The organism is Marinobacterium sp. xm-g-59 (genome assembly GCF_013283315.1).
Lineage (GTDB): Bacteria > Pseudomonadota > Gammaproteobacteria > Pseudomonadales > Balneatricaceae > Marinobacterium_E.
Genome location: NZ_WBYR01000002.1, coordinates 217,952 through 238,766, shown reverse-complemented (window position 1 = coordinate 238,766; position 20,815 = coordinate 217,952). Strand labels below are relative to the sequence as shown.

Annotated in this window: 18 protein-coding genes and 1 pseudogene; 14 read left to right on the top strand and 5 right to left on the bottom strand. The window is 49.9% G+C overall.

All coding sequences use genetic code 11. From position 1 onward, the window contains the following. Positions 1-335: 335 nt before the first annotated feature. Positions 336-438 (bottom strand): annotated as a pseudogene (locus tag XMG59_RS12025) (prepilin-type N-terminal cleavage/methylation domain-containing protein); the annotation flags it as partial. Between the two features lie 273 nt (positions 439-711). On the opposite strand from XMG59_RS12025, the gene pilB reads away from it, so the two are divergent. The 6 genes from pilB (at position 712) to yacG (ending at position 6,804) form a co-directional block, all read left to right on the top strand. Further along, positions 712-2,427 carry a type IV-A pilus assembly ATPase PilB gene (gene pilB, locus XMG59_RS03595; RefSeq protein ID WP_173498227.1) on the top strand — a complete coding sequence of 572 codons (1,716 nt, stop codon included), beginning with the start codon at positions 712-714 and terminating at the stop codon, positions 2,425-2,427. Between the two features lie 36 nt (positions 2,428-2,463). After that, on the top strand, positions 2,464-3,711 hold the full coding sequence (locus XMG59_RS03590) for a type II secretion system F family protein (RefSeq protein WP_173498226.1): 1,248 nt from the start codon (positions 2,464-2,466) through the stop codon (positions 3,709-3,711). A 633-nt stretch (positions 3,712-4,344) separates the two neighbouring features. Beyond that, on the top strand, positions 4,345-5,559 hold the full coding sequence (gene argJ / locus XMG59_RS03585; protein ID WP_173498225.1) for a bifunctional glutamate N-acetyltransferase/amino-acid acetyltransferase ArgJ: 1,215 nt from the start codon (positions 4,345-4,347) through the stop codon (positions 5,557-5,559). Positions 5,560-5,580: 21 nt separating this feature from the next. Next, positions 5,581-5,979: an 8-oxo-dGTP diphosphatase MutT gene (gene mutT, locus XMG59_RS03580; protein ID WP_173498224.1), complete on the top strand. Its 399-nt coding sequence runs from the start codon at positions 5,581-5,583 to the stop codon at positions 5,977-5,979. Beyond that, the gene (gene coaE, locus XMG59_RS03575) at positions 5,979-6,581 is read left to right on the top strand and encodes a dephospho-CoA kinase (RefSeq protein ID WP_173498223.1); all 603 of its coding nucleotides are present in this window, start codon (positions 5,979-5,981) and stop codon (positions 6,579-6,581) included. The genes mutT and coaE overlap by 1 nt, the downstream gene beginning before the upstream one ends. A 16-nt stretch (positions 6,582-6,597) precedes the next feature. Then, on the top strand, positions 6,598-6,804 hold the full coding sequence (yacG, locus tag XMG59_RS03570) for a DNA gyrase inhibitor YacG (protein WP_173480423.1): 207 nt from the start codon (positions 6,598-6,600) through the stop codon (positions 6,802-6,804). Between the two features lie 548 nt (positions 6,805-7,352). Here yacG and nadC read toward each other — a convergent pair. Next, positions 7,353-8,192, bottom strand: a complete 840-nt coding sequence (gene nadC, locus XMG59_RS03565; protein ID WP_173498222.1) for a carboxylating nicotinate-nucleotide diphosphorylase — start codon at positions 8,190-8,192, stop codon at positions 7,353-7,355. Positions 8,193-8,293: 101 nt separating this feature from the next. Between nadC and ampD the strand changes: the two genes are divergently transcribed. Continuing rightward, positions 8,294-8,848 carry a 1,6-anhydro-N-acetylmuramyl-L-alanine amidase AmpD gene (gene ampD / locus XMG59_RS03560; RefSeq protein WP_173498284.1) on the top strand — a complete coding sequence of 185 codons (555 nt, stop codon included), beginning with the start codon at positions 8,294-8,296 and terminating at the stop codon, positions 8,846-8,848. On the opposite strand, the gene XMG59_RS03555 is transcribed toward ampD, so the two are convergent. Then, positions 8,841-9,557: a 16S rRNA (uracil(1498)-N(3))-methyltransferase gene (locus tag XMG59_RS03555; RefSeq protein WP_173498221.1), complete on the bottom strand. Its 717-nt coding sequence runs from the start codon at positions 9,555-9,557 to the stop codon at positions 8,841-8,843. The two genes, ampD and XMG59_RS03555, sit on opposite strands and share 8 nt — an antisense overlap. A 75-nt stretch (positions 9,558-9,632) precedes the next feature. Between XMG59_RS03555 and XMG59_RS03550 the strand changes: the two genes are divergently transcribed. Together XMG59_RS03550 and phbB are read left to right on the top strand one after the other, a co-directional pair. Further along, positions 9,633-10,967, top strand: coding sequence for an MATE family efflux transporter (locus XMG59_RS03550; RefSeq protein WP_254447045.1), 1,335 nt, complete (start codon positions 9,633-9,635; stop codon positions 10,965-10,967). A 255-nt stretch (positions 10,968-11,222) separates the two neighbouring features. Beyond that, positions 11,223-11,972, top strand: coding sequence for an acetoacetyl-CoA reductase (gene phbB / locus XMG59_RS03545; protein WP_173480427.1), 750 nt, complete (start codon positions 11,223-11,225; stop codon positions 11,970-11,972). A gap of 98 nt (positions 11,973-12,070) precedes the next feature. Here phbB and XMG59_RS03540 read toward each other — a convergent pair whose 3' ends face one another. Then, entirely contained in the window at positions 12,071-12,490 is a 420-nt protein-coding gene (locus XMG59_RS03540; protein WP_173483879.1) for a YchJ family protein, read from the bottom strand. A gap of 81 nt (positions 12,491-12,571) precedes the next feature. On the opposite strand from XMG59_RS03540, the gene sbcB reads away from it, so the two are divergent. After that, a complete protein-coding gene (gene sbcB / locus XMG59_RS03535; RefSeq protein WP_173498220.1) occupies positions 12,572-14,017 on the top strand; it encodes an exodeoxyribonuclease I in 1,446 nt (481 codons plus the stop codon). A gap of 9 nt (positions 14,018-14,026) precedes the next feature. Here the strand turns inward: sbcB and XMG59_RS03530 are convergent, their stop codons facing one another. Then, positions 14,027-16,771, bottom strand: coding sequence for an insulinase family protein (locus tag XMG59_RS03530; RefSeq protein ID WP_173498219.1), 2,745 nt, complete (start codon positions 16,769-16,771; stop codon positions 14,027-14,029). Between the two features lie 141 nt (positions 16,772-16,912). Between XMG59_RS03530 and XMG59_RS03525 the strand changes: the two genes are divergently transcribed. From XMG59_RS03525 to XMG59_RS03510, 4 genes are read left to right on the top strand one after another with little or no spacing between them, the layout of a single operon-like run. Further along, positions 16,913-17,296 carry a DUF6394 family protein gene (locus XMG59_RS03525; RefSeq protein ID WP_173480431.1) on the top strand — a complete coding sequence of 128 codons (384 nt, stop codon included), beginning with the start codon at positions 16,913-16,915 and terminating at the stop codon, positions 17,294-17,296. Next, a complete protein-coding gene (locus XMG59_RS03520) occupies positions 17,293-18,987 on the top strand; it encodes an NAD-binding protein (protein ID WP_173495201.1) in 1,695 nt (564 codons plus the stop codon). The genes XMG59_RS03525 and XMG59_RS03520 overlap by 4 nt, the downstream gene beginning before the upstream one ends. Next, positions 18,984-19,898: a DMT family transporter gene (locus XMG59_RS03515; protein ID WP_217363677.1), complete on the top strand. Its 915-nt coding sequence runs from the start codon at positions 18,984-18,986 to the stop codon at positions 19,896-19,898. Before XMG59_RS03520 ends, XMG59_RS03515 begins: the two co-directional genes overlap by 4 nt. Positions 19,899-19,916: 18 nt before the next feature. After that, entirely contained in the window at positions 19,917-20,780 is an 864-nt protein-coding gene (locus XMG59_RS03510) for a Tim44 domain-containing protein (RefSeq protein WP_173480433.1), read from the top strand. Positions 20,781-20,815 lie beyond the last annotated feature (35 nt).

Here is a 20,815-nt window from a genome sequence, read left to right as displayed (position 1 = left end):
ATTTATCAATTGAGGCGCAGTGTAGTATGCAGGGAGGGGAAGAACAACTCGACCAAAGAAAAAGGCCGCTGATGCGGCCTTTGAACAAGAAATTAGTTAATCCAGTGCACAATCTCCGCCAGAGGCTATGGACTGACAAGTTACATTTTGTGAAGTATTCCCAGCTACAGCAACTGTAAAAGGTAATTCGCCACCAAATGCAGCATTACATGCTGAGTTAGTAGTTACTGCAGAAGCAATCGCAGAGGAAGTGGTGCCTTGCGCTGTTTCGATCATAATATAATTAGCTGCACCTTTTGCTTCGGCTAAACAAGCATTATTGCGCGAATCAGTTACATATTCATTATAAGCCGGCAATGCGATCGCAGCCAAAATGCCGATGATCGCTACTACGATCATCAATTCGATTAGGGTGAAGCCCTTTTGTGTTTTCTTCATCATAAGAAACTCTCCAGTGAGTTAACTATTAATTTAAATAAGCGGTACATCCCTTGTGCCACTTGAACCCTCCCTGAGGGCTTCTCAATCCGTTGTCTTAAACATAGACCAGATTTGTGAAGTTCCAAGTAAAAATTTAAAAAAATTGTAAATAAATGTGAAAAACCCTGATTTGACTCACTTTTTTTCGTTTAAAGGTGCAGGAATTCGATTTCTTTGCCATAGTTAAGAGAGTTAATAGAGAATTTTTGACCCATTATTTAGGAATCTTCTGTGCAGGCATCGAGTAACTTAAGCGGTTTAGCGAAGCGGTTGGTTAGTGACGGTGTGTTTACAGCCGAGACTGCGCAACAGGCTCTGCTTAAAGCGCGTGCCGAGCAACGCTCGTTTATCTCTTACCTGATTGCCAATCGTGTTATCAGTGCCCGTCGTGCCGCCAGTGCGGCCTCTGAAGAGTTTGGTCTGCCGGTATTGGATCTAGATGCGATCCCATTAGATGTAATCCCTAAAGATGTGGTCGATTCTAAGGTGATTGTTCGCCACCACGCACTGCCGCTGATGAAGCGTAATTCTCGTCTCTATGTGGCGATCTCGGATCCGACCAATATCAAAGCCCTCGATGAGATGCGCTTTACAAGCGGTCTTCCGACCGAAGCGATTTTGGTGGAAGAGGATAAGCTGACGCGTAAGATCGAGATGGTGCTCGATTCCGAGGACAGTTCCGCCTCCCTTGGTGATCTTGGTGATAGTGACTTAGATAACCTTGAAGTGAGTGATACAGAGCTGCCAAAAGAGGAGAGCAGTGCTGAAGATGCTGCATCCGATGCGCCGATTGTTCGCTTTATCAATAAGATTCTGTTGGATGCTATTAATGGTGGTGCGTCCGATATCCACTTTGAGCCCTACGAAAAGAGCTACCGTGTCCGTTCGCGCATCGATGGTATCTTGCAAGAGGTTAGCTCACCGCCTAGAAACCTGGCAGCGCGCCTCTCTGCACGTCTTAAGGTCATGTCCAATATGGATATTGCCGAGCGTCGTGTGCCGCAGGATGGCCGCATTAAATTGAAGATATCGGCAAAACGCTCGATCGACTTCCGTGTAAACAGCTTGCCGACTCTATGGGGCGAGAAAATCGTACTGCGTATTTTGGACCCCTCCAGTGCCAAGATGGGCGTCGATGCGTTGGGCTTCGAGCCAGAGCAGCGTGAGCTCTATTTAGATACTCTTGCCCGTCCTCAAGGTATGGTGTTGGTGACCGGACCAACCGGCTCGGGTAAAACGGTGACGCTCTACACCGGTTTGAACATCCTCAACGAAGAGGAGCGTAACATCTCCACCGCGGAGGACCCGGTTGAGATCAATATGGATGGGATCAACCAGGTCCATGTGAATCCGAAAGTGGGTTTAACCTTTGCCGAAGCCCTGCGCGCTTTCCTACGTCAGGACCCGGATGTCGTTATGGTCGGTGAGATTCGAGACTTGGAGACTGCCGAGATCGCGATTAAAGCGGCTCAGACCGGCCACATGGTGCTATCAACCCTGCACACCAACTCTGCACCAGAGACGTTGACCCGCCTAAGGAACATGGGCGTGGCTTCATTCAATATTGCGACCTCAGCCACTTTGATCATTGCTCAGCGTCTGGCTCGTCGACTCTGTACCGGTTGTAAAAAACAGACCGATATCCCTCGCGAAACTCTGTTAGAGCAGGGCTTTGAAGAGTCTCAACTCGCCGACCTTAATCTGTTCGAGCACAACCCTGACGGATGTCCACGCTGTAATCGTGGCTATCGCGGTCGTGTCGGTATCTACGAGATGCTGGAAGTCACGCCAGCCGTGGCAGAATGCATTATGGAGAATGGTTCGTCGCTCGACATCCTTGAGGTGGCGAAACGCGAAGGCTTTGCTACGCTTAGGACAGCAGGACTTAAAAAGGTTGCTGAGGGACTGACCAGTCTCGAAGAGATGAACCGCGTTATTAAGAACTGATTATTGACGCTTAATTGTTTGATAGAAGTACTCTGAATGGCAAAGACCCTAGCGCGAAAAAAAATTAAAGAGCCAAAAATTCTGACCTTTGCATGGACCGGTAAAGATAAAGCCGGTAACAAGAGTAAAGGTACGGTTGATGCGTTGACGCTCTCTGAAGCGAAGATCCAGTTGCGTAAGCAGGGTATCAACTACGATAAGGTCAAAAAACAGAGCGTTTCGATCTTCTCTAACAAAGATAAACCGATTAAACCGATCGATATCGCCTTCTTTACTCGTCAAATGGCCACCATGATGCGTTCGGGCGTTCCGCTATTGCAGGGCTTAGATATTGTCGGTCAGGGTGCTGAGAAGGCAAAACTGAAAAAGCTCATCTACGATATTCGTGCGGATGTGAATGGTGGCTCGGACCTATCGACCGCGTTGTCACGATTTCCACAATATTTTGATGATCTCTACGTCTCTTTGGTCGCTGCTGGTGAGCAGTCGGGTTCGCTAGAGGCGATGCTGGATCGCTTGGCACTCTACAAAGAGAAGAGTGAAGCGCTTAAAGCCAAGATCAAAAAAGCACTGACCTACCCAACCGCGGTAATTGTGGTCGGTCTTCTGGTTACCGCGATTCTGTTGGTTAAAGTGGTGCCGGTGTTTGAGGATGTCTTCGGTAGCTTCGGTGCCGACCTGCCCGCCTTTACTAAGTTCGTGGTTAATCTCTCTGAGATCGCGCAAAGCTATTGGCTCTATGTGCTGGGCCTGCTGTTTGTCGGTGGCTACTTCTTCCGGCGCGGCATGATCCATTCGAAAAAGTTCAGAGACTCCGTCGAACGAGCCAGTCTTAAAATCCCAGTGATTGGTGGAATCCTATATAACGCAGCGGTTGCCCGATTTGCTCGGACACTGGCGACGACGTTCTCGGCGGGTGTACCTTTGGTGCAAGCTTTAGAGTCCTGTGCAGGTGCCGCTGGTAACGTGGTGTTCCACGATGCCATCATGCAGATCCGCAACGGTATTGCGGCCGGACAATCTTTGAAGAATGCGATCAATATGACCGGTGTATTCCCCGTGATGACCGTCCAGATGGTCGCCATCGGTGAAGAGGCCGGCTCACTCGACTCCATGCTCGATAAAGTCGCCGAGTTCTTTGAAGCGTCTGTCGATAACGCCGTCGATAACCTATCCAGCCTGTTAGAACCGCTGATCATGGTGGTGCTAGGTACACTTGTCGGTGGATTGGTGATCGCCATGTACCTACCGATCTTCCAGCTTGGGCAAGTTGTAGGAGGATAGTTTTACTATCCTCCAGTGACAGGCTTCAGCCTGTCATCTGCTGGTAGATTTTAATCGGCGATCTGGAAAACGTTGAAAGAGTGGATGTCAGGCTAAAGCCAGACACCGCTGCTGTTGGCTAGATCCCCATTAATACCCATCGCGGCCTTTTCAAGACCGCTCCAACAAAGTGCCTGATTCGAATCTCGTGCCAGTCGTCCCCGTCCGACTGAGAACGAGCACGGTGCTCTTTTTCGTTAAGACGTTGAAAGGATCGAGCCCCGGATGGGCGAGAGTTTCAGCGCCTGCACGGAGCAGGCTTAGAAACACGATGTTTTGTATGCAGATGATGCAGGAGCAAATCATCTGTCTGGAATGTGCCTTTCGATGTTAGAAAAAGAGTATCGCGCGCAGTGTGCCGAAGGCCGAAGGAGCGGGGTGTGTTTGATCCACAGGATGTGGTGAATGCCGAAAGTGCAGGAGCACACTTTCGGCCCTGCTTCTTCTTTGCTCACACAAAGAAGATGGCTAGCCGACGCTAGTCGGATAGATTGCCCTTGATCTTCCCAAAACAACAACACAAAAATAGTTAGCTGGCTTAGATCAAACCCATTAAAATAAGAGCCTATTATTTTTAACTCCGAGGAACTCTCCATGGCTGTCGGTCCTGACACTCTTCCTACGCTCCACCCTGTTGCAGGTTTCAAAATTGGTATTGCCAGTGCGGGCATTAAGAAGCCTGGGCGTCGCGATATTGTGGTGATGGAGTTTCCAGAGAGTGCGTCAGTAGCGGGCGTATTCACCAAAAATGCTTTCTGTGCGGCGCCTGTCCATTTAGCGAAAGCCAATATGGCGAAGGGTCAGGTGCGTTACTTGGTCACTAATACTGGGAATGCGAATGCCGGTACCGGTGAGCAGGGGATGGCGGATGCTAAAGCGGTCTGTGCTGAGCTTGCACAGCGCGCGGGTGTTGCCGAGTCTCAGGTGATGCCCTACTCAACGGGCGTGATCGGTGAGCCTCTGCCTGTCGATAAGATCGTTGGTGCATTAGATGCGGCATTAGCCGATCTTAAAGAGGACAACTGGTTGGATGCTGCTTGGGGCATTATGACGACCGATACCCGTGCTAAAGCAGCCTCTGAGCAGATCGAAGTGGATGGCAAAACCATCACGATTACCGGCATCTCCAAAGGTGCAGGGATGATCATGCCAAACATGGCGACAATGCTCGGCTATGTGGCGACCGATGCCGAGATCGATCAGGTCTTGTTGCAGTCGTGGATGAGTGCTGCGACGGAACGATCCTTTAACCGCATCACTGTCGATGGCGACACCTCGACCAATGATAGCTGTACACTCGTTGCGACGGGCGCTTCTGGGGTTCGAATAGAGGCAGACAGCGCTGCTGCGACAGCCTTTGTTGAAGCCTTCAACCGTATTATGTTGCAACTCGCTCAGTTGATCGTACGCGATGGCGAGGGTGCAACCAAATTTGTTGAGATCCGTGTCGACTCGGCTGAAACGTCAAAAGAGGCGTTGGATGTGGCCTACACCATTGCTCATTCTCCACTTGTGAAAACGGCTCTATTCGCTAGTGATCCTAACTGGGGCCGTATCTTGGCCTGTGTGGGTCGTGCCGGCATTGAAAACCTTGATCTGGACGCGCTGCAAATCTACTTAGGCGATGTCTGCATTGTCGAGAAAGGTGGTCGAGCGGGCAGCTACACCGAAGAGCAGGGACAGGCGGTGATGAATGAGGAGGATATCCTGATTCACGTGGTGCTCAATCGGGGTAGTGCGAGCGAGACGGTTTGGACGACTGACCTATCGAAAGAGTATGTGTCGATCAATGCCGACTACCGTTCATAAGAGACTGTTCAAATAATCGCTATGAAACAGATACTGGTTGCCGCCGCTGCAATATTGAATCCACAAGGCCAACTGCTGATTGCCAAGCGCCTCGATGATAAACATCAGGGCGGGCTTTGGGAGTTTCCGGGCGGTAAGGTAGAGGCCAATGAAATGGTTGAGACAGCACTTAAGCGTGAACTGCTAGAAGAGATCGGTATTGAGGTTGTGCAGTGCGAACCTCTGGTCCGCATTGAGCACGACTACAGTGATAAATCGGTGGTCTTAGATGTCTGGGTGGTTAGCTCATTCAATGGTGAAGCGTCCGGTTTAGAAGGCCAACCCATTGAGTGGATCAACCCTGTTGATATGGATTCCTACCAATTTCCAGAAGCGAATCTGCCGATTATCGCCGCACTGAAAACGAGATTGGGCCTCTAATGCCTCCGTTTATTTTGGGGCTAACTGGCGGCATAGCCAGCGGTAAAACGGCCGCCGCTGATCGTTTAGAGTCCCTAGGTGCGACACTTGTGGATACCGATCTTATTTCGCGCGAAGTGGTGGAGACTGGTCAGCCGGCGCTGACTCAGATTGAACAGCACTTTGGGCCTGAAGTGATTCAAGACGATGGCCATTTGAATCGTGGGGCGCTGCGTGAGAGGGTCTTTCAAGATCCCAGCGAGCGTCAGTGGTTAGAGGCCTTGCTGCACCCGCTGATTCGTCAAACGACCCTCGAACGAGCTTTAAACGCAGATACCCCTATTGCGGTGGTGGTTGTGCCGTTGCTGTTTGAGAGCGGGCAATACCAAGAGATCGATGCGTCGCTAGTGATCGATGTGCCGGTCGAGGTACAACGACAGCGAACCTTGAGTCGTGACGGTGTAAGTGAAGCGCAGGTCGATTCGATTCTTGCCGCCCAGATGGATCGTCAGTCACGAATTGATCGGGCCGATTATGTGATCAGCAATACCGGCACCCTGGATGAGCTTTATTCTCAGGTGGATGCGCTCTATCATCAGCTGACCACTCAACAAACGACATAATCCGACAGGAGCCCTTGTGAAAGTTAAATGCCCCACCTGCGAAAAAAAGGTCGAGTACTCCACCGAAAACAAGTACCGCCCATTCTGTTCAGAACGCTGTAAGTTGATTGACCTAGGCGAGTGGGCAAGCGAGGGGTACAAGGTTGCGACTCAGCCGGATATTGAGGATTTCAGCTCGGGTATGAGCCCGGAAGAGTTTGAGCATACACCGACTCGGCATTGAGTTTGTTGGCAAACTCATTTAAAGCCAGAACTTTCTAATCGCCTAAAGGCGATCAACCTTACTTTTTGGTCAGCAAAAAGTAAGCAAAAACTGACCACGCTCACTCGGCCTGCGGCACGCTCCGTTCAATGATTTTTCACTGAAGTCCAATAGGACACTGCAAACCGTTAATTGCTCCTGCATTAACGGAATACATGCCTTCCATGGCAATAAGTCGGCTCCTGCCTCCGTTGCAGACTTCGGCCATCCGAGCCTCAGCCGATTGAACTCTTAACCGTGAAAAACCATCGTACTCACTCTCGATCGGACGTGGACGAATCGGCACGAGATTTGTATCTGTCACTTTGTTGGAGCGGTCTTGAAAAGGCCGCGATTGGTATGCAATAAAATTTTTTAAAAAACACCAGTGACTGGCTTTAGCCTGTCATCTGCTATACCGGTGTTTTCCAGATTGGCAGTAAAGTCTACCTGCGGATGACAGGCTGAAGCCAGTCACCGGCACTATCGCGACCTCTGCGAGATCGCTCCTACGATATTACTTATCTGAACTAGACCAACCGCATTGATAGATCAATCGCGCGGCAGTGCTTGGTGAGCGCGCCAATCGAAATGTAGTCGACTCCGGTTTCGGCGTAACTCACCAGGGTGTCGTCGGTGATGTTGCCGGACGCTTCCAGTTTGGCTCTGCCATCAACCAAGGCAACCGCTTCGCGCATCTGATCGGGAGTGAAGTTATCGAGCATGATGATGTCTGCACCCGCTTCTAGGGCTTGGTTTAACTCGTCAAAGCTTTCGACTTCGACCTCCACCGGTTTGCCTGGGTGGTTGGACTTGGCTTGTGAGATGGCGGATTCAATGCCGCCGGCCGCTAGAATGTGATTCTCTTTGATTAGAAACGCATCAAACAGACCGATGCGGTGGTTGTAGCAACCGCCGCAGGTGACGGCGTACTTCTGTGCCAAACGCAGCCCCGGAAGTGTCTTGCGCGTATCTAAGAGTTTAACTGGGGTGTTGGCGACCTTGTCAGAGTACTGTTTGGAGAGGGTGGCAGTGCCTGATAACGTTTGAAGGAAGTTCAGTGCTGCGCGCTCTCCGGTCAATAGGCTTCTGGCCGAACCTTTTAGAGTGAAGAGCAGTGTGTTCGGTGCGACGGAGTCCCCATCTGCCACTTTCCAATCTACCTCTACGGTCGGATCGACCTGCTTAAAGACCTCATTGACCCAAGCACTGCCGGCAATCACCGCTTGATCGCGTGAGATGATCTCGGCTTTGGCCTGCTGGTTCTCTGGGATCAGCTCCGCCGTGATGTCACCTGTACTGACGTCCTCTTCAATAGCAAGACGGACATTCGCTTCAATGGTGGGCTGTAGGGTTTCTAGCGTTAGCATCGACAGGGACTCTTCGGGTAATATGATCAGAGCAGGTATTGTACGTGATCTTGCCTGCATCGCCACTGTTAGCGGGGTTCAATTTGTCAGTTAGTTTCAGTATCGATCGACCTTCAGGTCGGCTCATAGGCGCCGACTGGATCGCCTCGCCCAATTGTAATGAGCGACCTAGTGATGAGATCTCACTGTTGGTGATTCATAACATCAGCCTGCCTCCAGGACAGTTTAATACTCAGGCGGTAGAGCGCTTCTTTTGTAATGAGTTGGACTGCAGCGAGCACCCCTACTACCAACAGATAGAGGGGTTAGAGGTCTCTGCCCATCTGCTTATAGAGCGGACGGGGCGTGTGGTTCAGTTTGTACCATTTAACAAGCGTGCATGGCATGCGGGGCAGTCCAGTTTTGATGGACGCGAACAGTGTAATGATTTCTCGATTGGCATTGAATTGGAAGGGAGCGATGATCAACCCTTTACCGATCAGCAGTACGACCAATTGGTTCAGATCACTGAGCAACTGCTGACCCACTACCCGCTGATTACCCCACACCGAATCACCGGCCATAGTGATATTGCGCCGGGACGTAAAACCGATCCGGGTCCCTGTTTCGATTGGGATCGTTATTTAAACACCCTTGGATCTCTGCCAGCTAACTAATGGGAAACAGTCGCGACAGTAACACGGGCACAGCAGTCTCGACCCGTAAAATCCGCTCCCCAAGGTGAATAGCCTCTAGCCCCTGTTGCTGCATCAGATCGACTTCGTAAGGGATAAATCCGCCTTCAGGACCGACTGCTATCAATGTCTCTTTATCTGATGGTTCAGGGCAGAGTGAAGCGTTGTAGGGGTGGGCGATCAGTGCGCGTTTCCCATTAACCAGCGCTGGCAGTTCATCCTCAACAAAGGGTTTAAATCGTTTACGGATATGCACTTTGGGCAGTTGTGTGTCGCCAGCTTGCTCTAGACCCAGAATCAGATGTTCGCGGATCGAGTCTTCTGACAGGACAGGCGTTGACCAGTAGCTCTTATCGACGCGATAGGCGTTGATCAGGTAGATCTCTTTTACCCCCATGGCGGCTAGGGTTTGAAAGGTCCGTTTCAACATTTTTGGACGGGGTAGGGCCAGTAGTAGAGTCGCTGGCAGTGGTTTGGGGGGCTTTTTTTGAAGGTCAACCTTAAGGGATACCGACTCAGAATCGATCTGATCCACTCTGGCTGAGCCAATCAGTCCATTCAGTTCGCCCGCTCTTAGGGTGTCGCCGACCTCTAGTTTTTGTACTTCAAGCATGTGGCGGTGACGACGGTCACTGATGCTCACCTCAGTTGAGGAGGTGAAATCCTCTTTTTCTAGAATCAGTAAATTCACATTAAGCCCTGACAAATTTTGTAATAGTGTACTGCAAAGCTGGGTGTGCGTGGGAACCTAGGTTATAGTGCCCGCATGTCTAAAGCTGCAGATCTGACTAATGACCCGATAAGACCGACACTGGTGCGCATGACCGTGCCTATGATGTTCGGCATGATCAGTCTGATGCTGTTTAACTTGGCAGACGCTTGGTTTGTCGGTCGCTTAGGCACTTGGCCGCTGGCGGCACTGTCCTTTACCTTTCCGATTAGCTTCTCGCTGACCAGTCTGGCCATCGGTCTTGGTGTGGGGACTTCTGCAACTCTAGCTCGCCTGATCGGTCGCGGTGAGAAACAGCGAGTGGCACGTTTAGCGACTGATAACCTACTGATGGCAGTTTTGATTACTGCTGTGGTGGGCTTTATCGGGCAGTTTCTTTTGATTCCTATCGTAGAGTTGATGGGGGCTGCTGAGTATCTGATCCCTTATATAGACGCTTACATGTCGGTCTGGTTCTTTGCAGCTATTTTTATGGTCCTGAACATGGTCTGTAATAGCACCTTCCGCTCGATGGGTGATACTCGCACCTCAGCCGCGCTGATGTTGGGCTCTTCAATTCTCAACTTTATCCTGGATCCCATCCTGATTTTTGGTTGGGCCGCTATTCCTGCGATGGGCATACAGGGTGCTGCCATTGCTAGCTTAATCGCTTGGGCGATCACCTCTGTGTTAGCGATTTGGGTGCTGTTCGTTCGTAAAAAGATGATCCTGCTAGGTGTGTTAGACCCAAGCGTGCTGTTTAAAAACTGGCGTGCAGTCTTAAAGATCAGTCTGCCCGCAGCTCTGTCAAATATGATGACACCCTTGGCTAACGGGATTCTGACAGCGATTGTTGCTCAGCACGGAGCAGCTGCGGTTGCAGCGTTTGGGGTAGGCAGTCGTATCGAATCTCTGGCCCTACTGGTCTGTTTGGCATTGTCGATGACATTGCCACCTTTCATAAGTCAGAACTTAGGTGCGAAACAGATCTCGCGTGTTAAGTCTGCCTACAGTGATGCGGTGTTCTTTGCACTGAGTTGGCAGCTGTTGATCTACTTGCTGTTAGCCTTGGGGGCAGGGCTTTTGGTGCCACTCTTTACCAACGACTCTGACGTTGGTCGCTGGTTGGTTCTCTGGATGTTGATTGTACCGCTGGGCTTTGGATTTCAGGCGACCACCTTCCTCAGCTCGTCCAGCTTTAATGCTCTGCATCTCCCCTATCATGCGATGCGTGTCAGCATCGTTCGACTCTTTCTCTTCTACATTCCACTTGGCTGGCTTGGTAGCACCCTGTTCGACCTTAAAGGGCTCTTCATCGGTCTGGTGGTTGCCAATGCTCTGACGGCTCTGTTCGCTTGGTTCTGGATGATCCGTACCCTCAATAGGGTCTAATTTGACGTCATTTAGCTGTCATCTCTCTAGTCTAAATTGATTCACTACTTTGGTTCATAGTCAGTCATTAAGACTTGTCAGGTTCTAAAAAGTAGAGTAATTACTTATCTAACGTAGGGTTTTTAAAGCCTCCACGGTCTATGTTTTTCTATTTCTCTCTTACAGGGAATGGATCGCAGAACGCAAAAAGAGAGGCCAATTCCCTGCATATCAATCGCCTCATTAAGAGTCGATCACAACACAAGGGTGAATAATATGAGTCAAAAAGTCGCACTCGTTACTGGTGGTACCGGTGGCTTGGGTGTCAGCATCTGTCGTAAGTTGGCTGATGCTGGTTTTAAAGTCGTTGCCGGCTACAACTCAGGTGGTAATCACGAGAAAGCCAAAGCTTGGCAAGAAGAGCAACGTAAGGATGGCTATGAGATCGAAGTCGCTTACGGTGATGTTACCAATGCTGAGTCTTGTGCTGAGTGTATTGCGACGGTTGAAAGGCTAACTGGTGGTTCAGTTGATGTCCTAGTCAACAATGCGGGTATTACTCGCGATGGTCAGTTCAAGAAGATGAGCTGGGAACAGTGGGACGAAGTACTTAGCGCCAACCTCGACAGTATGTTCCACATGACTCGCCTAGTGATTAACCCAATGCTTGAGAAGGGCTTTGGTCGCATCATCAATATCTCTTCTGTAAACGCTCAGAAGGGTCAGTTTGGTCAGGCAAACTACTCGGCAGCTAAAGCGGGTATCCACGGCTTTACTAAGGCGCTGGCGCAAGAGGTGGCTGCTAAAGGGATTACCGTCAATACGGTGTCACCAGGTTATATCCTAACCCCAATGGTGGCTAAGATTGATCAGGCAATTCAGGATAAGATTACTTCAACGATTCCGGTTAAACGTTTCGGTACACCGGATGAGATCGGTCGCACGGTAGCCTTTATTGCTGACGAAGAGTCGGGTTACATGACCGGTGCGGACTTCTCAGTGAACGGTGGTCTACACATGTTCTAATCCCTCTCTAATAGAGTTAGGGATTAATCGATGTCAGACGCAATTTTTTCAAAAGGCGTATTAAAAGGCCTAGTCAGTGCGTCTGACATCACTTTCCTTCAATTGACTTCAACGTCGCCATCCACATAGATCCATTTGTCAGCGTCACGGCGAAAATTGGATCGTTCGTGCAGTACCCCAGCTCTTCCATCGGCCGCTTTAAAGTGAGCATTGAACTCGACCTGTCCTTTTTGGTGCAGAGGTCCACCCTCATGCGTATCCAGTATCTCCAGTTTCACCCACTCGGTTGAGCGAAGCTCTTGTGCCAGCATGTTCGCTTCACCTGGTGAGCGTCGCTCTGGCGCTAAAGTATCGATCAGATAGTCCACAGCACCGACAGAGAAAGCGGTGTAGCGTGAGCGCATCAGCTTTTCAGCAGTGGGTGCGACTGCGATGCCGGCTAGATAGGGTTGGCAGCACTCTGAAAAGGGGGCGCCACTGCCGCAGGGGCAGTTTGATTCAGTAGGATTGTTTAGCATTTTTAGAACTCTCTTAGCCAGAATGGAAAGGGCCTGTTACTCTTAACGCTATTATCAGCAATTTTCATCAAGGATGCGAAGATGAGTGCGCAAAACGAGACGTTTTTTTGGCACGACTACGAGACCAGCGGAACCGATCCACAACGAGATCGTCCCATGCAGTTTGCTGGTATTCGGACCGATGCCGACCTCAATATCATTGAGGATCCTGTGATGATCTACGCTCGTCCTGCCGATGATATGTTGCCGCACCCGATGGCCTGTTTGATTACTGGGATTACGCCACAAATCGCCTTAGAGAAAGGGCTTAGTGAAGCCGAGTTCATCGCAAGGATTCATGCAGAACTTGCACGGCCGGGTACCTGCGGTGTCGGTTACAACTCAATCCGCTTTGATGATGAGGTGACGCGAAATACCCTCTATCGCAATTTCTACGATCCCTATGCGCGTGAGTGGCAAAATGGCTGCTCTCGTTGGGATATCATCGACATGTTACGTCTCACTCGCGCACTGCGTCCCGATGGAATCGTTTGGCCTACCTACGAAGATGGCACGCCGAGTTTGCGTCTGGAAGATCTGACCAAGGCTAACGGCATTGAGCATGGTAGTGCCCACGATGCGCTATCTGATGTCTATGCCACCATTGCGATGGCCAAGCTGGTTAAAGAGAGACAACCCAAGCTGTTTGATTATGTGATTCGTCATCGCTCCAAATTGGCGATTCAAAAACTGATCGATCCGCAAAGCATGAAGCCGGTGTTACACATCTCATCACGTTACCCGGTAGAGCAAGGCAATATGGCGGTTGTTGCCCCGATTGCGGTGCACCCAACCAACAAGAATGCCAGCATTGTTTGGGATCTACGACACAACCCAGCCCCGCTTTTTGAACTGACTGCCGAGCAGATTAAACAGAATCTCTATCTCCCGCGCGATCAGCGTGATGAGAATACCCCTAAATTAGCTCTGAAGTTACTGCATGCCAATCGTTGCCCGATTGTGGCACCGGCCAACATGCTGCGTGGTGATGAACCGGCAAAGTTTGCCATTGATGGCGATCAATGTCGGGCGCATTTGGCGCTATTGCGCAATGAACCTAATCTCCGAGAGAAACTGATGGCGGTTTACCAAGAGGATCGCGATGCGATTGCTGACCCTGATCTGCAGATCTACTCAGGTGGCTTCTTCTCCAATGATGACAAAAAATTGATCGATCGCGTGCGTGAGGCGGATGAAGAGAGCTTGTACGAATTACAGCTGCCGTTTCAGGATCCCCGTCTAGAGGAGATGTTACTGCGTTATAAAGCTCGAAATTTCCCAGAAACCCTAACCGATGAGGAACAGTTGAGTTGGGAGGAGTTTCGAGCGCAAAAGCTACTGAAAGGCACCGGTGGTTACCTCACCTTTGAAGCACTCTATGCAGAGCTGAATCGCATTGCTGAACTACCGGAGACTACGGCTGAGGAAAGGGCGATATTGGAAGATATCGCCCTCTATGCGGAGTCGATCTACCCCTTTGAACCTTAGAGAGTATGACTAAGATTGCTCAGGGTTAGCCTCTATCCAAAGTTTACGTTCAAGCAGCTGATCTGCGCGTTTGAGTATCTGCTCAGGCGTCAGATGGTCTAACGCGGTTAGAAGCTGCTCTCTGGTATCAAAGTTTAGGTTGTCACGATCAATCTCTCGCCAGAGTCTTTCAGTCTCATCCGCCAACCGCTTGGAGGGTGAGGCAATTCGCGAGCGCAGACTTGCTCGATACTGTTCGATGTTTTGCTCTAGCTCTGCTGCTAACCCTGCACGCCAACCCGATAAGAAATCACTATAAGCCTGTTTCAGCGCTTGCGAATCAGCCGTCGGAGATTGCACGGTCAAACCGACTCCGGGTGTTTCACCTATAGGTAGAAGGTTTGAAAAGACCACATAGCCCAGTTGCTGCTCTGTTCTCAGCTGAGTGTAAAACGGTGTCGACAGAAGCTCGTTGATCAGAGCGGTTTCCACGCGTGCTTGAGCCGTGTCACTGTCCGCCTGAAGGTAGAGCAGCAGTGCGGAGTCGGTATGAGCGACCGAGATCGATTTAGTTGTCTCTCCATCATCTAGGCTGTTCGCTTTGATCGGGTTCACATTAGCGGGTTTCATCGCAGACAGTGCTGAGTGAACGGTTGAGCTGATCAGCTCGGCTTGTTCACGACTGATATTACCGTGGATAAACAGTTTTAACTGACCTTCAGCAAGCAGTTTCTCTCTCTGCTTGGAAAGATCAGCCAGTGTCATCGAATCAATTACCGCCAGTTTCTCTTCACTGCTCCAGCTATTATCCAATAACTCTTGGTAGAGCAGGGCAAAGGTTCGGTTGTAGGGTTTCTCTTTAAGGCTGTTGGCAAGATCCTCTTTAAGGTTCTGCTTCAATCGAGCAAACAACGCCTCATCCTGCAAAGGCATACTCAGAGACCTGAGCAGTGTTTCTAACAGACGATCCAGACGCTGGTTGTAGCCACTCACTTTAATGGATAGGCCTCGCAGGTGAGGGTAGATCTCGGCGTTCAGTCCAGCCAGTGCGGCATCGTAGAGCGCTTCGTTGAGCTGTTCATTGATCATGTCGGTCAACAGTGAATTGGCGACGGATGCGGCTGCATCAGGCTGAGCATTATTCGACAGTATCGCCAGATTGATTGCTCCTCTGGGCTGCTTGTAGCTGACATCAACCTTGTGCAGCGCAGTGAGATTACCCTCTTTAAAAACAGTCTCAGGCAACTCTGCTTGCGTCTCTTCGAGAAGATCGAACTGATCAGCAATATAGGGATTCAAGGGTTTAATGCTGAGGGCCGGAATGAGTTTTGGACTCTTCCAGCGCTCTAGAAGGGCGGAGTCGATCGTTTTAATGCTGTAGTCGATCTCATATCGAGGTTCTTGCTGATCGGTCTCAACCTGCTGTGAATAGAGGCCTAGCACTAAGTTGTCCGGCGTCATGTACGAGAGGTAGTCATTAATCAACGCGGCATCAAACTGATCAAACGCGTAGGAGGCCCTGATCAATTCAGCCTCAGGGTAGTCCACCATCATCTTAGAAAGACGCATCACGTTGTGGATCGGTTCTGAACTCTGCTGGAATCGGAACTCATTCATCGCAAGAAGAGCTTGTTCATCAAAGAGTGACTGTTGAACACCGGCCTGTTTAATAAGCTCAATTTTGCTAAACACTGCCTCAATCACACGCTCTTTCTGCTCCAGACCTTTTAGGGTGAGATCGATATGGATATCAAAGGTCGATTGTTCGGGTTGATCGATGCCAATCCAAGCCCCGACGCTGTCGGCTAGACCTTCATCCTTAAGGTAAGAGAGGAGTGACCCTTTGCCCTCATAGCCGATTTGGTTTGCAATAAAGTAGAGCGGTTTTTTCTTCCAGTAACCTTCTCTGGGGGGAACAGGAAAAGTGAGCGTTAGTTGGCGGCTCTCTTTGAGGGTTTTGATGCGAATCTCACGACCTATCTCGTTCTCTGTGAACAGCGGCACCGCATCGCTGTAGGGCGTGGCGTTGCTGTTTTTAACCTTAGAGAAACGCTGAGTTACTAGCGTCTCTAGTTCGTCTAAAGAGAGCGGTGCGCTGACCACTAGTGTCATCAAATTGGCCGAGTAGTAACGGTTGTAAAAGTCGATCAAATCGGGGCGAATGGGGTTCTCTGGCGTGTTTTCCAGAGTATCGAGGTTGCCGACCGAAAACTGGGTCCAGTTGTGCTCTGGGTTCATCGCCTCTTTTTTAGCCACGTAGATGCGACGTCCATCATCCAGCCGTTTTGACTCGTACTCAGAGTGGACGGCATTTCGTTCACGATCCACGTAAGCCTCAGTGAAGAGTGGTGCTATGAAAAATTGAGCGAAACGATCGAGCGCTTCTGGGAACGCCTCTGCTCGGACATCAAAAAAGTAGTTCGTATCATCGTAGGCGGTGAAGGCGTTGTGGCTGCCGCCATTAGAGTTAATGAACGCTTGATAGGCGTCCGCCTCTGGGTATTTTTCGGTGCCTAAAAAGAGCATGTGCTCTAGGAAATGGGCCAGTCCTGCACGCTCCGGTGGGTTGGCGCTACTACCTACTTGTACATTCAAGGAGGCGGCTCCTTTGTCGCTCTGCATATCCGAGATCAGTAATGCTCGTAACTGATTGTCCAGTTCAAGAATTCGATACTCACGAGTGTCGTTGAGGCTTTTGATTACGTCGGCACCAACGATCGACGACAGTGATAAAAAAACGAGAAATAGAAGAGAAACGATCGATTTCTTGATCACGATGTGAAATACCCCCTAGATAAACAGTCACGATAAGTGTTAGCTTCAGTCATTAATATTAAGCCTAACTTAAACGTCGTTAAGATGTTGAACAGAAATACGTTTTAAGCTGACTAACTGGATTATTGGGAGCGCTTGTTGATGAACCGTGAAAAGGTTGTATTTGGATTCTTTATCATCTTAGCCCTGACGCTGAATGTCGGCTTTGTTCTTGGGGATATCGATAATCCTGCACATCATGAAGTGTTTGAGCTCTTTTTGGCCCTGGTAGTTAGTTTAATTTGTACGGTGTTGAAGTTTGGTGACCGCAGCCACCTTGGAGCACTGTTGCTGGCGACCAGTTTGGTTGCCGATTTGCAATTGATTGCAGCTGCGGTGGTCTGGGCGTATGCCGAGCAGATCTCGTCACTGGGAATGACGGATGGGACGATGGCGAGTATTGTGTCGCTTGCTGCTGGTGCACTGGTGGCGAATGTTGTGTCGGTGGTTCTGCTAGTGGTTGAGAGTGCGTCGATTCGTCGATGAATACACTGCTCTATATTCTACTTAGGCGGCTAAGACTGCCCCTGAGCGTTCTAATCGGCGTTTACGCCGTCTCTGTGCTTGGGTTTGTTTTAATACCTGGGCTTGATGATCAGGGTCAGCCTTGGCGTATGGATTTCTTCCACGCCTTCTACTTTGTCTCGTTTATGGGTTCCACCATCGGTTTTGGTGAGATTCCTTACCCATTCACCAGTGCTCAGCGGATGTGGACCCTGGTCTGCATCTACGCAACCGTCATTGCTTGGCTCTATGCCATCGGTGCCATGTTGAGTGTGCTGCAAGATCAAGGATTCTCGCGTCTGTTGCGCACTCGCCGTTTTGCTCATCAAGTTCGATCGATTCGAGAGCCCTTCTATCTAATTTGTGGCTTTGGCACAACGGGCCGAGATGTGGTGGCTGGACTGGAGCAACAGGGTATTAAATCGGTGGTCATCGATATCGATCAGAGCCGAATCGATGCGTTAGAGCTTGAACAGTATTCACTGCCGGTGGTGGGTCTGTGTGCTGATGCCTCACTGCCGGAAAATCTCGATCTGGCTGGATTGCAGAACCCAAGTTGTCTGGGTGTATTGGCCCTGACCAATGATGATAACGTTAATCTGTCGGTCTCGATTGCCAGCAAGCTGCTCTATCCGAAACGCATTGTGGTAAGTCGCAGCGAAAATGATACGACCACTGCCAATCTTTACTCCTTTGGCACCGATCTGGTAGTAGATCCCTTTAAACAGTTTGCCGAGTATCTTGGCCTAGCGGCCCACAGTCCGCAAAAGCATCTGATCGTTGATTGGCTGATTTACTCTGAGCACCGCTCAATCGCATCAACCTATAAGCATCAATCGGGTCGCTGGATTTTATGTGGCTATGGTCGCTTTGGTCGCGCGTTAGCCGGCTCCATGCGTGCTGAGGGGACAGAGATCACTTTAGTGGATCCTCATATGGATAGCTTCAGAGGTGATGAGCCCACATCGATTGTCGGTATAGGTACCGAGGCATCTACCCTGATTCAAGCGGGTGTTGAAGAAGCGGTGGGTATTATTGCTGGTACAGGTAATGATGCGGATAATCTGTCGATCATCATGACGGCTCGCGAATTAAATCCTAGGTTGCAGACGGTTGTTCGCCAAAACTTGGACTCTAATGAGTTAATTTTTGAACGGCTCAAAGCTGATTTTGTTATGAACCCCGGTCGCACCATTGCCAGTCGCATTCTGGCTCATCTGCGTACACCTTTGCTGGCTGAGTTTTTAGACCAATCGATGGCGCTTGATGAAGTGGATGCCAGAGAGCTCATTCAGCGCCTAAATCGCCTTGTAGGTGATGGCCAGGTTCGCATTCAGGCTTTTACACTGGGAGAAGAGACGCCTGCAGTAAAAGAGTGGATAGAATCTGGTCAGACATTGACGTTACGATCACTACTCAAATCCCCAGCAGATCGAGCAAAGGAGCTGAAATGTTTGGCTCTGCTGGTGAAGCGTGGTGATCAATTTATGATCGAGCCGGGTGAGCTGACTGAGCTGCAGTTGGGAGATCAGATCCTGTTTGCCGGAAGAGGAGCGGACCTGTCTCAACAGCGCTGGTTGTTTGAGAACTCTCGTACTCTCAATTACGCCGTAACAGGCGAAGAGCCTCATTACGGTTTATTAAGTTATTTTGCTAAAGGAAATGCACGTTGATCGCCTATCTCTTGTTGATCTTAACGCCACTGTTTTGGGCGGGTAATCATGTCGCGGCTAAAGGAGTGGCTGATATTGCCGATCCACTATTGATGGCATTTTTACGCTGGGGACTCGCCTTTTTGATCCTATTGCCTATCTGGCTGCCCAAAGCGATTCGGCAATGGCCAATTATAAAAGCGCATTTTCCACTGCTGTTTTGGTTATCACTCACCAGTGTGGGGTGTTTCAATACTTTCATCTATTTGGGGGTTGAGACGACCACCGCTACTAACACGACCTTGATGCATGCAATTATTCCCGTTCTAATTTTGCTCTTGAACCGACTCTTTTTCAAAGAGTCTGTGGGCGGGCTGCAGTGGTTAGGGATAGCGGCTTCACTAATGGGAGTTCTTGTACTGATTACCCAAGGTGAGTTACAGCGCATTGCCTCACTGCACCTTAACCCAGGGGATGTCTGGATATTGGCTGCGATTGTGACTTGGGCTCTCTATTCGATCACCTTAAAGTTCAAACCTAAAGAGCTAGAGCCGTTCACCTTTTTCGGGCTGTCGGTTTTGATTGGTTTGCTTGTGATCTTCCCATTCGCACTGTTTGAGCAGGGTGGCTTTGTCGTGCCGACTCTCGAGACGCCGGTCTGGGCGGTTGTGGTCTATATTGCTATCTTTCCCTCGATACTCTCTTACTCTTTCTGGAATCGTGGTGTGGCGCAGTTGGGAGCGTCGACCGCTGGGCTGTTTATCTATCTGATTCCGGTATTCGGTACCCTCTTGTCTATCTTGGTGTTGAATGAGACTATGCACAGCTTCCATTTAATCGGAATTGCCCTCATTGTGCTCGGCATCTGGTTGGCCGTCGTAAGACGAGTTATAGCAGGTATTCGACAAAACCGTACTAAAACCGTTAATTGATCTGAGGTTTATAAAATAATGAAACAACTCTTTACGCTCCTGTTTGCATTTTGTTTGGTGGCAGCTATTCCCCATCAAGCGGAGGCTAAACGTTTTGGTGGCGGTTTTAGCTTGGGCAAAAGCTACTCCATGCCTAAGAAGGCGGCTCCGGCTCCGACCAAACAGGTTGCCCCTTCTCAAACCGGATCAAAAACGGCACCGACCTCAACGGCAGGCGGTAAAGCGGGTATGGGTGGTTTAATGGGTGGACTATTGGCCGGCGGTATTCTGGGAGCTCTCTTTTTCGGTGGTGCCTTTGAGGGTATCCAGCTGATGGATATGCTGTTGATTGGTCTGGTCATCTTTATGCTGTTTAAACTGTTCGGGTCGCAAAGAAGGGCTGCTTATGCTGGCGCCTCTCAGGGAGGTTACGCCCCGAATGAAGTACCCATGGCTAGAAATGCTGAACAGGGATTGGGTGGTGCTTCAAACGCTTCAGGTATGAGCGCGACGTTCGCTAAGATTGATACGCCTGAGTGGTTTGATGAAGACGCTTTCCTGGCCGGCGCTAAGGATCACTTCAAAAATTTGCAGAGTGCATGGGATCGTCAAGATTGGCAGGAGATCTCTTCTTACACCTCACCAGAGCTATTGCAGTCGCTTAAAACCAATCGAATGGTGTTACCAGAAAACCAAGTAACTGAGGTTTTGTCAGTTGATGTTGAGTTGGCTAACTTCCAAACGCTGTTGGGTGAACACATTGTAAGCCTCTATTTTGAAGGTGAAATTCGTGAAAACGGTTCGGCCACCACTACACCGTTTGCAGAAGCATGGCACCTCAGTCGAGATGCGGATTTAGACTCTGGAAACTGGACTCTGGTCGGGATTGAGCAGGTTTCTTAAGTTTTTTTAGGTAGTCGCTTGAAATCCTTTAGCTC

Coding starts and splice junctions, on each gene's coding strand:
- phbB (WP_173480427.1), top strand. CDS start 11,223: ATGAGTCAAAAAGTCGCACTCGTTACTGGTGGTACCGGTGGCTTGGGT.
- mutT (WP_173498224.1), top strand. CDS start 5,581: ATGAAACAGATACTGGTTGCCGCCGCTGCAATATTGAATCCACAAGGC.
- XMG59_RS03520 (WP_173495201.1), top strand. CDS start 17,293: ATGAATACACTGCTCTATATTCTACTTAGGCGGCTAAGACTGCCCCTG.
- XMG59_RS03590 (WP_173498226.1), top strand. CDS start 2,464: ATGGCAAAGACCCTAGCGCGAAAAAAAATTAAAGAGCCAAAAATTCTG.
- XMG59_RS03510 (WP_173480433.1), top strand. CDS start 19,917: ATGAAACAACTCTTTACGCTCCTGTTTGCATTTTGTTTGGTGGCAGCT.
- XMG59_RS03550 (WP_254447045.1), top strand. CDS start 9,633: ATGTCTAAAGCTGCAGATCTGACTAATGACCCGATAAGACCGACACTG.
- nadC (WP_173498222.1), bottom strand. CDS start 8,192: ATGCTAACGCTAGAAACCCTACAGCCCACCATTGAAGCGAATGTCCGT.
- sbcB (WP_173498220.1), top strand. CDS start 12,572: ATGAGTGCGCAAAACGAGACGTTTTTTTGGCACGACTACGAGACCAGC.
- argJ (WP_173498225.1), top strand. CDS start 4,345: ATGGCTGTCGGTCCTGACACTCTTCCTACGCTCCACCCTGTTGCAGGT.
- coaE (WP_173498223.1), top strand. CDS start 5,979: ATGCCTCCGTTTATTTTGGGGCTAACTGGCGGCATAGCCAGCGGTAAA.
- XMG59_RS03540 (WP_173483879.1), bottom strand. CDS start 12,490: ATGCTAAACAATCCTACTGAATCAAACTGCCCCTGCGGCAGTGGCGCC.
- XMG59_RS03525 (WP_173480431.1), top strand. CDS start 16,913: ATGAACCGTGAAAAGGTTGTATTTGGATTCTTTATCATCTTAGCCCTG.